The sequence below is a fragment of the Vibrio sp. HS-50-1 genome, assembly GCF_024747315.1.
In the GTDB taxonomy this organism is placed as follows: Bacteria; Pseudomonadota; Gammaproteobacteria; order Enterobacterales; family Vibrionaceae; genus Vibrio; species Vibrio diabolicus.
Map to the genome: position 1 here is coordinate 994,693 of NZ_JAMPZF010000048.1, position 13,357 is coordinate 1,008,049.

Sequence of the window (13,357 nt, forward strand, 5' to 3'; positions counted from 1 at the left end):
TTATTAATATTCATCGTATGACGACGCTAAGGTTTTAGATTAGCTTATGATTTTGGAGTGGTAACTTTAATGGCAACACAATTTCTCGATGACGTGATTCAAGGTCATCAAGTGATTCAATCTCTCAATGTAGCAGACCTAAATTCGGGCGAGCATAAGTTCTGGTTTCGCATCGCAACGAATGCTCTCTCTCAGTGGCAACACCTACCTGTACTAGTGTTCAAAGGTGAAAAACCTGGCAAGAAAATCATGATCACCGCAGGGGTTCATGGTGATGAGTACAATGGTGTGTTAGCAGCGCAGAAAACTGCTCGAGAGCTCATCGGCACTGAAGTCGCTGGTACTGTCACTATTGTTCCAACCGTTAACATGCCAGGTATGCTAAACCACAGCCGCGATTTCTATTCCGCAGACCCGGATGCGTCTCCTGCAAACTTAAACCGCTTTTTCCCTGGTGACCAAAACGGCAATGAGGCACAACGCTACTTATATGCATTGTGGAATGATCTGCTCAAGCCAAATGCTGATTTAGCCATTGACCTTCACACTCAAACCAGTGGTGCGGCCTACCCACTATACGTGTTTGCAGACTTCCGAATTGAGCAATCATTAGAAATGGCTCGTCTCATTAATCCTGATGCGATTTTAAATGATCCTGGAGATGCCGGCGTCCTTGAAACAGTTTGGAATAACCATGGTGTCCCAAGCATTACGGTTGAAGTGGGTATGGGGCGCTACACAGAGCAAGAACTCATTAGTCGAACCGTATCAGGCATTTTTAATGTGTTGAAGCAGCATAACGTCGTAGAAGGTGAGATAGAGCCTATCACTTCATGCTTGGAAGGAAACGAGATCGTCAGTGTGAAAGCGACACATGGCGGCTTTGTACTACCTCATGTTGGTTTGATGGATTTTGTCGAGCAAGGCCAAATGGTTGCTATTCAATACGACAGCTTTGGCACTGAAGTTGAGCGCTACACTGCCCCAACAAGTGGTACAGTGCTCAGCCACAATGTGGAATCTATTCGGGCGCCTGGCTCTCTGATCGTTCGTTTGATTAAGTAAACCATAACCGTTTGTCGATAGATCTACCTTTCGACGCTCACTCAAATTTATATAAGCCCCATCACGAGTAATCACAAATGGTGGGGCTATATTTTTGATTACATGAGGTTACAAGGTAACAAAAACATTCCAAGCAAAACTCAAAACCGCTAGACAGAAACTTCGCTTCTGTTGATTTTAGAAGTCACATTGATGAACTTAAAACTGTCGTCCACTCTCTTGATCAACGAGAATTAGCTCATCTAACGCGAAACCTTTCTCTTTAGCAACCTGCTTAAAACGCTCCAGGATTTTCTCATCAACGTTGGGTGTTCTAGACAATAGCCACAAGTAGTCGTGGTTGTAACCGGAGACAAACGCATAGTCATAGTTTTCACCTAGCTCAAACACAATGTAAGAAGAATAGATTGGCCCAAAAAAGGAGACTTTTAAGTGCCCAACCGTTTCGTCTTCAACAAAATAAGCTTTACCTTCAGCTTCGGACCACTGTTGCTCTTCTTCTGAATATCCGCGGTTTGTCACCTTAACCCCACCATCCTTGCGAAGCCGATACTCGGCCGTAACGTTGGATAGACCACGCTCAAACGAATGATCGAGCCGTGCGATTTCGTACCACTTGCCTAGATAAGGCTCTAAATCAAAATTGTTAACTGGCTCCACCCCATCAGGTTTAGAGGTACAGCCAAATAAAGTTACAAGTGATAAAAGTAATAATGTTTTTAGCGATTTCATACAACACCTAAATTTGATTTAGTGATTGATTTTACTGTAGAAGGTAGCAAATCGATCACTAAGTCGCACCACTGTCCCAAAGGTACGTAGCTACACATCACAGTTCTTCATTATCAATAGCATGCTGAACACCAAAACCTCGTTATGTCAGCAATTCCCTAACAATATTGTTCTATGTTTGACTTACAAGTTGGTCATACTTGTATATTTTGTCAGAATTTAACCGTATGCATATAGAAACTTTGCACAATATAGACATACGCTGTCATATCACCCTCCTATAATACGTCGCGATATAGACAGAGGTTATTGTTATGAAATTAAAAACAGTGTCAGTTTGTGCACTTTTGGTATTGCTTGCAGGTTGCCAGCAGGAAAACCCAAGCCAAGCGACACAATTAACAACCTCGGCAGATGTATGTAATACACAAGGAAACATGCCAGGTGGGTGGAATGAGTTTAATGCTACCCCTGATGCACAAAAGGCAATGGCTTTTGTTTTGAAAAGAATGGACACAATAGCGTCGTTCAAACAAATACTGAACGTTCACGCGCAAATCGTTAGCGGCGTCAACTATGCCATTGAGTTTGAATTGGATGATGGCTCTATTTGGAATACAGTTGTTTATCGCAACCTAGATGGTGAGTATGCGATTACCCAATCGCCAAAAGAAGGCCACTTTTGCGAACAGTAGCGATTAAGTAAGAAAGCCCCTAGATAGGGGCTTTGGGTTTTGTGATAGCAACTGAATTAGACAGCGAAGCTACATTGAGATTTGACCGATACTATCGAACCGACTCTTGATGGTTCAACATCAATCCTCTGCGCCATTTGTTCTTTTAACTCAGAAACGTGAGAAATAACACCGATCATGCGTCCAGTCTGTTGCAAATCCACTAGCGTTTGAATGGCGAGATCCAAAGATTCTGGGTCTAAACTACCGAACCCCTCATCAATGAATAAAGTGTCTAAACGGATACCACCACTATAGGATTGCACAACATCCGACAAGCCAAGCGCCAAAGCGAGCGCTGCCATAAACGATTCACCACCGGAAAGTGTCGCAACATCACGTGTTTTTCCTGTGTAGCCATCTTCAACCATTAAATCTAAGCCGCGACCCGCAGCGCCTTTGAAGCCCTCTGTTTTTCGAGCAAGGATATAGCGCCCTTTACTCATGAGGCTTAAACGTTGAGAGGCCTGAATCAATACATCATCCAACAGTACACCAAGAACAAAGCGATGTAAGCTAACCCTGCTGCCTGTTTTACCGCTGGCAACGTCGTATAACGTACCAAACACTTTGTACTCTTCTTCTAACTTGCTATTTTTCTCATGCAGCGTAGCAATATCTTTACGAACTTTTTCAATTCGCTCAAAGGTTGAGCGCGTGGTATCGAGCTGATTCCTTACTTCAATATACTGCGCTTGCAGAGTGGTTAAGCTGTCGTTAAGCGAATCCAAGTCCGGTCTTTCAAGCGCTTTCAATGCATGGTTTAAATCATGTAGTGTTTGTTCAAGCTTGGTTTGTGTCTGTTTGAAGTTGTCTATTTCTTTCTGCCACGCTTGAAGCTCATCATCTGTCACTCTGCTATTTAGATAACTGCTTTCATCCTCAAATTTACTCGCCTGTAATGCCTCATTCCACGCTAATTCTGCTTGGCTAAGCTTTTGTTCTGACTCAGATAGCCACTGCTTGTTCGTCACTAACTGACTTTCAGCATTCGATTGCGCTAATACCGCTTGCTGCAAAGCGTTTTGCGCATTTTCTAAACCTGTATTCAAGGTCAGAATTTGCTCTTTTGTGAGCGTAATTTCGAGCTCAAGCGCGCCAACGGAACTGTATTTTGGATCGACAGAAGCTTGTAACTGAGTCAATTGTTCTTGGTTTGCTTGAACGGTTGATTCATTTGCCGCCATTTGATTCTGCAGCTCATGAATTTTATTTTCACCCACTAAGCAGCGTTGATTAAGCTGTTCAACGTTCTTTTCTAGCTTTTCAATATCAATAGATTGTAGACGTAGAAGTTGATCATTAAGCGCCTGCAACTCAGTTTGAACCGTCGAGATCTCAGATGCTGCATGCTCACCAAGCTCTTCTTTCAACTGGTTACATTGATTCTGATACTGACTAATGACAACGTTATGTTGCTCTAGCTGATTACTTAGCTGGTTCAACCATGCTTGAGCTTCTCTTTCTTTCGCTCTAGCCGCCTGAACTTGCTCTTTTGTAACGATTTCTTCAACAAACGTTGCAGGGTTAGGATGCGCTTGGCTGCCACATACCGGACATGCTTCACCTGCCTTTAGTCGCTGCGCTAATACTGCCGCTTGAGCATTGTGCCACTTAAGCTCTATGGTATCAGCGGCGTGTTGACACTGCATATAGCGCTGACTGGCTTCCTGTAATGACTGCTGCTTGCTTACGGTTAACGCCGTGAGTTTAGAGAGCTCCAAAGTAAGACCATGCAGCTTTTGTAGATCCTGTAGTAGTCGTTGTTTTTGTTTTATTTCCGCATTGATGCTGCCAACAAGCGCAACATCTACTCGGGCTTGCTCTAGTTCTTTCTGGCCCTGTTGCGCCTGTAACGCTAACTTGTCTTTCAGCTCTATGTACTGTTTTAACGTTGCTTCAAATTGTTGTTTTTGTTGATGACCTGCCGTTATTTTGCTTTCCAAGTTGGCTTTTTCAACCAACTTGTCTTTCATGCTTTCAAGTTGATACTGCAGTTGCGTTAACTGTGGGACTTTTGCCGCGGCTTCTTTTGCACTTTGCTGCAAGTTTTCTTTTTCTTTCGTAACAGCATTGGCTTTATCAAGACTCTCTTTCAAAGCTACGATTTTTTGTCTGAGCTCTTGAGTTTGAGTTTTTGCATTTTGTAATGAGACGTAGGGTAATTCTATCTTATTGGCATTTTTAGCATTTTCTAATTGCTGTTGACGAACTTTTATCGAGTCTGAGTGTTCTAGATGCAGCTTGAGTGCGTTTTCTGCTTGCTCTCGTTTCGAAAACTCTCCATTAATAGTTTCCGCTTTTTGCAATTCAGATTTAGCAACATTTAGCTTATCTAACGAAGCTTGTTCATTCTTTCTATCGACCTCTAGCTGCTCAGTTGCTTGTTCAAGCTGGTGTAATAATTCCTGCTCTGAACTCACTCCTGCAACTTGTAAAGCGCCTCGAATTTGATTATCAAATTCATCTTTCGCTTTACTGATTGCGCTCGCTTTATCTTTGAGCGCGTACTCAATTTTTTTATATATGTCCGTTTGAAAGAGCTGACCAAAAATTTCTTCGCGCTCTTTAGAACTAGCAAGCAACAGCTCCCGGAATTTTCCTTGAGGCAATACCATTACTTGGCGAAATTGCGTTTCATTCAAACCAATAATATTGCTCACTTCTGTTTTAACTTGAGTCGTCTTGCTAGTGATGAGCTTTTCGGTCTCGCCGAGTTCATAAAGAGCCGCAGTGTGCTTTTTTACCGTCATCCCTTCACCACGCGCTTTGGGCGCTTCCTGCTCTGGAGATCGCACAACTCGGTATTGTTTGCCATGTAACGAAAATTCTAGAACGACTTCGGTTGGTAAGTCTTGCGCCGATAAGTCACATCGCATCTGGATGCCTTGCCGCTCATTACCGGTAGTTTCACCGTAAAGGGCAAAGCAAATGGCATCTAAGATCGACGTTTTACCTGAGCCTGTAGGACCATTAATCAAAAACAGAGGGTTACGGCCAAGCTTTTCAAAGTCAATGACTTCGGTTTTTGCAAACGGACCAAAGGCTTGCATGGTAAGTTTAATTGGTTTCATCTTTGGTCCCTATTGCTGTGATAATTGCTTAATAATGTCAGTAACGGCTTGTTCTTGCTCTTGGGATAATTGACTATCTTGTGCCTCAATAAAAAAGTCTCGGAACATATCAATTTCGCTTCGGGCCAACTTTGCTTGCGCCATTTCCTGCTCTACCCCAATTAACATACCCGGTTTCTCAAGATGTAAAACGTTTGGATACACCGAACGAAGCTTTTCCATTGGATTTAAAATCGCATGTTTATCCATCAAACGAACTAACAAATAATCTTCATTTTTAGGGTCAGTCTTGCCCTGCTCTATGACTTTATCTAGCTCTCCCTCAACAATGCGCATTTCATGAGGGGCAATTAGCTCAATATGTTTAGCAGAGACAAATCCTTTCTTGTCTAGTTCGACTAACGTGAAGCCTTTCTTCTGGTTCTGTTCACCAAAACTGTACTTCATAAGTGAACCAGAATAACGGATATGCTCTGCGCCTTTCTTCTGAGGCTGATGTAAATGACCAAGTGCGACGTAGTCGAAATCTAAGAAATGCTCATGACTTACGCGATCAGAGCCACCAATAGATAGTGGTCGTTCAGAGTCAGACTCAATAGCACCATCAACAAAACAGTGGCTAACGAGAACACGCCTTTGCTCTGAAATGAAATGCTCTCTTATTTGCTCTACAAGCAGTTGATGTGCCTCATCATGAGTTGATACCGAGGTTTTGTAGGCAAATCTGACCTGTTCAGGGTCGTTATAAGGCATGCCATAAAACGCTACCTCACCCGCAGAGTCCGTTTTTATGATGATGGGAGTTAGCATATCTTCAAAGTTACTAACAATATGAAGGCCTGCATTTTTCATTTGCTTTGAGCCAAAACCTAATCGTTCTGCACCATCATGGTTGCCAGATATCAATATCATCGGTGTTTTCAGTTCAGTACAAATACGCTTCACGACTCGATTTAGCAGTTCTATTGCAACCGTTGGTGGCACCGAACGGTCATAAATATCTCCCGCCACTACAACGGCATCGACGGGGTTGTGTTCAATATAGTTAATCAGTTGTTCGAGTACTGCTTGTTGATCTTCGAGTAGTGATACATTGTGGAATTGTCGACCAAGATGCCAATCTGAGGTGTGGATAAACTTCATTCGAATTCACTTTCCGCCAAATCTTTAAGCAAGGTTTGCTCCTGCAAGAATCCGAATTTCAGCCGTGTAAACATCAGAGTATTACGTGACTGGCTGAATCTGGCACAAACCAAAGCTCAATTTATTTAATTTGGGTTAGGATATCTTGAGTCGAACAGCTTTTCATGTAGTTTATGTTCTATGGTTCACTATTTCACCGGAAAGCGAGAAGAACGTTGTATAAACACCTTTTAAGCAACATTAAGTGATGGTCTCGAGTAAACATAACCGTCACATTTAAACCATTAAAAGCCAACGTTTAGAAGGGACAAACTAGATCCAGAACTACTCGTTATGCCAATTGTATAGAACTCCCACCGTATAACCATATGGCTCGATATCAGCTTGCAAAACGTGGAAGTCTGAGTTGAGGCTACTTCTTTGATGCCCCTCAATCATTAACACTTTTAAAACACCTCCGCATGCGCCCAGCCCTCCTAGTTTAACATCAATAAATTGATACTGAGTTTGATCGGTCACCCAGGGAGACAAGAGTTGCATAGCATTTAACCATCGCGGCTCATCTCCATCAATGGATAAATGCAACTCACTAAGTGAGTGATCACACCCTACTCCAAGTTGTTTGAACACTTTATCGACAGCAATGCTTTGTTGTTTGGTATCTAAATCAATTCGAACATCATCAGTAACAAGGCCGGACTGTTGAAAAAAGCACTTCGTCAAAATGATCGAGTTTTGAGATTTGGCATGCTCTTCTGCATCGCGAGCAATTTCTATAGCCAGTATCCAAGTTGCTTGTGTTTCGTTAACTTCACGGTTTATCCGATTTAGCGCCATCAAGAACGCCGCTTGACCATAAGGATAAAAATAAATTTCTCTATTAGCAGAGTTACCAAGGATAAGAGAAAACTCGTTTATCAATGCCTTAAGCAAGCTTTTATCTACCGAAGACGGTAAAAGAACACAGATATTCCCTTTGATATCACTTTGCTCCAGTATCTCACGCTTAGAGCGCACAAGATTTAATATCTGCTCATACAGTGATTGATCAGGATAGGATCTTGGTGTTTCTGCGGGCAATCTAAAACATTCGTTAGCTATATCACGAACAGTGTATGGCCTGCCATTAATGGCAAGAAGATGAGTTTGAAATGCGAGTGGCATCTAGCCTCCGATTAAAACCGTAGGCATGCCAGACAGAATTTTACCACCATGAGACGTTGAATCCCCGACCCTTGCCGCCGGCTTACCGTTGATTGTAACGCTAGAAGAGCCTGCTGAGATGCTATCCGGAGGACCTATACAGATAAGCTTATCTCCCTGCCTAGCCGCTGGAATGCCGCCAATTGTCACGTTTGGCGAGCCAACTACGACGGGGCCACCTACATGAGGAATTTTTCCTGTTTTTTTAGGACAAAGATGAAAGCTGCCCAATATTGCGGCTGGTTTACCCACTTTAAATCACCTTAGTTCAATGAAATTTGCCCAGCTTTAAGAGCGATAGCAGAGCCGTTAATAGATATTTTATTGCCTTTGATGTTGATTTCTCCGGAACTAGACATCTGAATCGAAGCGCCACCGACTTTGATCTCAATACTCTTTCCTGCATTAAAAGACAACACTTCACCCGTTTCATTAGAAAAGTTTTTACCCACTTTCAAGGTCGCATTCTTGCCAATCTCTTGATTGACATCATTCGTCACTTTTTCGGTTTTACTGTTTTCAACGGCAATATCAACACAGTCTTCAACTAGCATTTGGAAAAGTTTTTCGGCATGAAGATAGATGTGTTCTTCACCGGGTTTGTCATCAAAGCGCAACTCATTAAAATTAGATGTGCCTTTTTGTACAGAACGCGATTTATAACCACTTTGAGAGCTTTGCTCTGGTAACGTGTAGGGAGGGAGTTGACTACCATTGTACAGTGACCCCGTAACAATTGGCTGGTCAGGATCGCCATTGACAAACTCGACGATGACCTCTTGTCCTACTCTAGGATGAAACACCGAGCCCCATCCGTTACCCGCGATATTTTGCGCAACACGAATCCAACATGAGCTGTTTACATCGTATTTACCAACACGATCCCAGTGAAACTGAACTTTAATACGACCGTGTTTGTCTATGTAAATTTCACCATCTTTGTTTCCCGTTACCACTGCGGTTTGCAAACCTTTCATCTGAGGTTTCGGATAGTTCACTGAAGGGCGAAGGATTGTTTTTGAGTCAACACAACTAAATGATACTTTAACACCTTGCGCAGCAGTGCCACCTTGACCAGTCTGATTATAAACAGCCGCAGATAAAAAAACGGAGGACAGTACGTATTCTTTGCCGACTCGAGACTTATCTTCATGCTTTTTAAACTTAAAGCACTTTCCCACACTGAACGTTCGACACGTTGCCTCGCCACGGCACAGATATGCGTTTTGCTGTAGTGCTTCTATAGCGTGCGTGTTTCTAAGTGCGTATTGGTCATCGCTTTCCGTTTCACCCATGTATTCAAAATACTCGCTTTCAGGCACGGTAAAAAAATCACTTTCACCCTTGGCAGTATTTTTAGGATTAGACGAAGGCTTAAGCATGTTATAGCCAGACTTTTGGCTTGCTTTCGTCGTCAAAACTTGGGTTTCATGCCAAGAAGAAATATGGCTAGACTTAGCCGTACCTGTATCAAAATCGACTAAAAACTCTGTACCCGGCTTATAGAAACTGATGTCGTCAAAAATCTTAAGCGTGTGGACAGACTTAGTGTGTGTGAAACAGAACGATAGCCCTTCTTCTGACAATAAGCGTCGGACAAATTCAAGGTCTGACTCTTCATATTGCACTTTGTATGTGTATTTAGGGTACGACTTAGTTAACTCAAAACTAAAGGCGACACTATGCTCAGAGAGTACTTCGGAGATAATTTCTTTTATATCTTTATGCTGAAATATTCTGCAATTTTTTCTATAATCGGCGAAACGTAATTTAGGCTCTATTAATAACTCTATATTTTTATAATTCTCACCATTATGAGTATTAGAAACTCGTTGCCCTTCTAATCTTGCAGCAGATACATAACCATGTATATAACGAGGTTTTGAAGAAACATCCTCACTATTTTTAAGGGTAATTGTTACTTCTTTACCAATTATTTCGTTTAACTCACTTCGTTGATCATTAAAGTAAGCTTTAGCACGCAATGAAAAAAGTTCTGAGATCTCTTCTCTATACTCAAATGAGTTTAGTATGATGGCATCTTTTCCGAATGGAGAGGAAATTCGGATGAAATTGTTATCTTGAGTTGCTCTTTTCATTAAATACTTCTTTCAAAAAATGCGGGGGAATATTCCCCCGCATAAAAATTACATTTGTTGACCTTTAACACCGCTGTAGCCGTATACCAATGGCGCAGAAGTGTTGTTTTTATCGTCAGTAGGAGTCACTGTCATCATCATTTCAGTGTAAGAAATAGTGATGGTTTCAACTGGACGATCATCCTGGATAGAAACTGAGTAATTAGAAATCATCGCATCAGTCAGTTCGATCTTCATGATTTCTTCAACTTTCTCACCCTGCTTAGTAATATGGAAAACCGCAGGTTTACCTTTACCAATTGTCGCTTCTTTAAATAAGTCAGGAGAAGAACGGTCTTGAAGTTTAGTGATAGTCAAATCATATAGACGAGTAGCGCTCGCTTCACGGTCCATCGCTGTACCAGTGTATGATGAGATCTCACGACCTACACTCCAATCTACAGATAGTAGTGTAATCAAATCTTTATATTGCTCGGCAGTTGCCTCACCCTTAATATCTGCGTATTTAAGATACGTATTAGACTGCATGCTAATCTCCTATAGCATTATTAATTGACATATATCGTAGTAATTTAATTATCTGACGTTTGATGATAATTAGTGATTAATGTATCAAAAACTTCATTTTAAATACGCCCTGTTATATCTTTAAATAAGACTTAATTTAAGCGTTTTTTATAAAAAATAATAGTTAATATGAACCAACTCCCAATTATTATTGAGAGTGTAAAGGATGTTAAACTATTGAGACATCAAGTCCACTAGTTGTACCTTTAACAATAATTTCATCAAACGTCTTATCATTAAGAATTGCATGCAATATTTCATGAGAAATCTTAGGAAGTAATGTGTTTTCTATGGTTGTCTGTACCACACGTGCACCGCTCCCCGACTCATCACTATTGTCTACAATATCATTAATTAGTTCTTCATCAAAAAATAGGTCAGCGCCGTAGTTTTTACGAATTCGATTCGTAACTTTGGCTAATTTTAATTTTGTTATTTCTATCAATACTTCTCTTGATAGAGGCAAATAAGGTAATACATTAACACGTCCTAAAAATGCAGGTTTAAAGTCAACCAACAAATCGTCACGCAAAGCATCTTTTAGTGCTGAAGGTTCTGGAGATAAATCAGGATCAGAATACAAAGACATCGTCGTTTCTGTCCCTGTATTCGCGGTCATAATAATAATAGTGTTTTTAAAATCTATATCGCGACCTTCACCATCTTTAATTGAGCCTTTATCGAATACCTGATAAAAAATATCTTGAACTCCAGGGTGCGCTTTTTCCATTTCATCCAAGAGAATCACACTATAAGGTTTGCGTCTGACGGCTTCAGTAAGTACACCACCTTCGCCATACCCAACATAACCTGGAGGAGAGCCTAATAATAAGGAAACTTTGTGCTCTTCTTTAAACTCGGACATATTGATAGTTGTGACATTCTCTTCACTGCCGTACACTTTCTCTGCAATAGCTAAAGCAGATTCAGTTTTACCCACTCCACTTGGTCCCGTGAGAAGAAATACACCATTTGGTCGTGTCTCATCCGTGAGCTGTGCACTGGCGGTTTTTATCACTTCAGACATGACTTCTAAAGCGTGCTCCTGTCCGACAACTCGTTTACACAAACTCTCTTTCAAACTCAGTACAGCTTGGATTTCATCATCCTGAAGTTTACCCAGTGGTATCCCGGTCCAATCTGAAATTACTTCTGCAATAAGCGCTTCATTGACATGCGAAAATACTAATGGCTGCGAGTTAGCGGCGAGGCTACTTTCGAGCTCCTGTAACTTGTCCCTAGCAGTCTCAGAACCCTCCTTGATTATTTGAGCTCTAAGTGACTTAGCTTCACTTACCCACTCTTTTTCTTTCTCCCACAGCATCTCTAGTTCAACTATTTCACTAGATAGAACATCAATCTCTTTTCTGACCTCTTGCAATTGCATATCAAGAGGTGCACCTAGCTGACTTTCTTGGCTTAGGTGCTCATACTCAGCTTTCTTAGCTTTTAGTTTATTCCTTTTCGCATCTAGACCTCCCGGTGTAGACGATTGACTTAACGCGACTCGCGAGCAGGCTGTGTCTAAAACAGACACAGCCTTATCTGGCAGTTGTCGGCCATTAATGTATCGAGCTGAGAGTTGAACGGCAGCATTGAGGGCCTGGCTAGTGATGTGGACGTCATGGTGTTGTGCCATTACGTCAAGTAAACCACGTAACATCTCGATCGCTAGCTCAGGCGCTGGCTCGTCGACCTTCACTACTTGAAAGCGCCTGGTAAGAGCCGCGTCTTTTTCAAAATACTTTTTATATTCTGCCCAAGTTGTTGCTGCGATCGTTCTAAGTTCACCTCTCGCTAACGCTGGCTTTAGAATATTCGCTGCATCACCTTGTCCTGCTTGTCCCCCACCACCAATCAGACCATGTGCTTCATCGATAAACAAAATAATGGGTTGTGGTGCGTCGTTAACTTCTTTCACAAGGTTTTTAAGTCTGTTTTCAAACTCACCTTTCATGCCAGCACCAGCTTGCAATAACGCCAGATCCAAAGACTTAATCGCTACATTTTGTAGAGCAGGAGGTACATCGCCATCAATAATCTTTTGCGCCAAACCTTCAACAACGGCTGTTTTTCCAACGCCAGCTTCACCAGTTAGAATCGGGTTGTTTTGTCGACGTCTTAATAAGATGTCGATCATTAAACGGATTTCATTGTCTCTACCAATAACCGGATCTATCTTACCTTCCCTAGCCTGCTCAGTAAGATCTGTTGTAAATTGATTCAGCGCAGAATTCGCGTTTGATTTCCCTAGGTCATTCGATCCTGATTGACGCGTATTACTTTCTTTAAAGTTCAATAACCGAGATGGTTCTATCTTGTTTAACTCAGGGCTAATCGAACCAGCCATGTTGACTAACGTATCATCAGACAAGTAGGCAAATAAAAGATGAATGCAATCCAACTGCTCCTGATTGAACTCAATCGTTGCCGATAGCAAAGCATTTTGCATCACAGTCACTGTGTGAGCTGAAAGACCTGGGACCGATTGACATCCCGTTTTGTATTTTTCAAGTGTCTTTTGAAGATCAGTTTCAACCTTGATTTTATCGACATCAAATTCGTCGAAAACTTCTGAATAAATATCGGCAGGATGTTGAATAATCGTCATTAACCAGTGAGACATTTCAATACTGTGATGGGTTCGAGAGCTTGCCATCGCAGCTGCTTGTTCAAGTGTTTCCTTAGCCTGAGGAGACAATCTTTCGACCAACGCTGAAAGTGAGAGTGGAGCCATTAT

The 13,357-nt window shown here is 41.7% G+C and carries 10 protein-coding genes; 2 read left to right on the plus strand and 8 right to left on the minus strand.

Going from position 1 to position 13,357, the window contains the following annotated elements:
* Positions 1 to 69: 69 nt before the first annotated feature.
* Positions 70 to 1,065 carry a succinylglutamate desuccinylase/aspartoacylase family protein gene (locus NDJ01_RS23735; RefSeq protein ID WP_258587476.1) on the plus strand — a complete coding sequence of 332 codons (996 nt, stop codon included), beginning with the start codon at positions 70 to 72 and terminating at the stop codon, positions 1,063 to 1,065.
* A 198-nt stretch (positions 1,066 to 1,263) separates the two neighbouring features.
* Here NDJ01_RS23735 and NDJ01_RS23740 read toward each other — a convergent pair whose 3' ends face one another.
* On the minus strand, positions 1,264 to 1,797 hold the full coding sequence (locus NDJ01_RS23740) for a lipocalin family protein (RefSeq protein ID WP_256952379.1): 534 nt from the start codon (positions 1,795 to 1,797) through the stop codon (positions 1,264 to 1,266).
* A 314-nt stretch (positions 1,798 to 2,111) separates the two neighbouring features.
* Between NDJ01_RS23740 and NDJ01_RS23745 the strand changes: the two genes are divergently transcribed.
* Positions 2,112 to 2,492, plus strand: a complete 381-nt coding sequence (locus NDJ01_RS23745; RefSeq protein WP_005396397.1) for a cystatin domain-containing protein — start codon at positions 2,112 to 2,114, stop codon at positions 2,490 to 2,492.
* 56 nt (positions 2,493 to 2,548) lie between these two features.
* On the opposite strand, the gene NDJ01_RS23750 is transcribed toward NDJ01_RS23745, so the two are convergent.
* The 7 genes from NDJ01_RS23750 to tssH form a co-directional block, all read right to left on the minus strand.
* Positions 2,549 to 5,605, minus strand: coding sequence for an SMC family ATPase (locus NDJ01_RS23750; protein ID WP_258587477.1), 3,057 nt, complete (start codon positions 5,603 to 5,605; stop codon positions 2,549 to 2,551).
* A 9-nt stretch (positions 5,606 to 5,614) separates the two neighbouring features.
* Positions 5,615 to 6,748, minus strand: coding sequence for an exonuclease SbcCD subunit D (locus NDJ01_RS23755; protein WP_258587478.1), 1,134 nt, complete (start codon positions 6,746 to 6,748; stop codon positions 5,615 to 5,617).
* Positions 6,749 to 7,072: 324 nt separating this feature from the next.
* On the minus strand, positions 7,073 to 7,912 hold the full coding sequence (locus NDJ01_RS23760) for an NAD/NADP transhydrogenase subunit beta (protein ID WP_258587479.1): 840 nt from the start codon (positions 7,910 to 7,912) through the stop codon (positions 7,073 to 7,075).
* Positions 7,913 to 8,203 carry a PAAR domain-containing protein gene (locus tag NDJ01_RS23765; protein ID WP_005375969.1) on the minus strand — a complete coding sequence of 97 codons (291 nt, stop codon included), beginning with the start codon at positions 8,201 to 8,203 and terminating at the stop codon, positions 7,913 to 7,915.
* A gap of 11 nt (positions 8,204 to 8,214) precedes the next feature.
* Positions 8,215 to 10,050 (minus strand): type VI secretion system tip protein TssI/VgrG, encoded by a 1,836-nt coding sequence (tssI, locus tag NDJ01_RS23770; RefSeq protein ID WP_258587480.1) that lies wholly within the window; start codon positions 10,048 to 10,050, stop codon positions 8,215 to 8,217.
* 48 nt (positions 10,051 to 10,098) lie between these two features.
* The gene (locus NDJ01_RS23775; RefSeq protein ID WP_005375967.1) at positions 10,099 to 10,578 is read right to left on the minus strand and encodes a type VI secretion system tube protein Hcp; all 480 of its coding nucleotides are present in this window, start codon (positions 10,576 to 10,578) and stop codon (positions 10,099 to 10,101) included.
* 208 nt (positions 10,579 to 10,786) lie between these two features.
* On the minus strand, positions 10,787 to 13,354 hold the full coding sequence (gene tssH, locus NDJ01_RS23780; protein WP_258587481.1) for a type VI secretion system ATPase TssH: 2,568 nt from the start codon (positions 13,352 to 13,354) through the stop codon (positions 10,787 to 10,789).
* Positions 13,355 to 13,357: the final 3 nt, after the last annotated feature.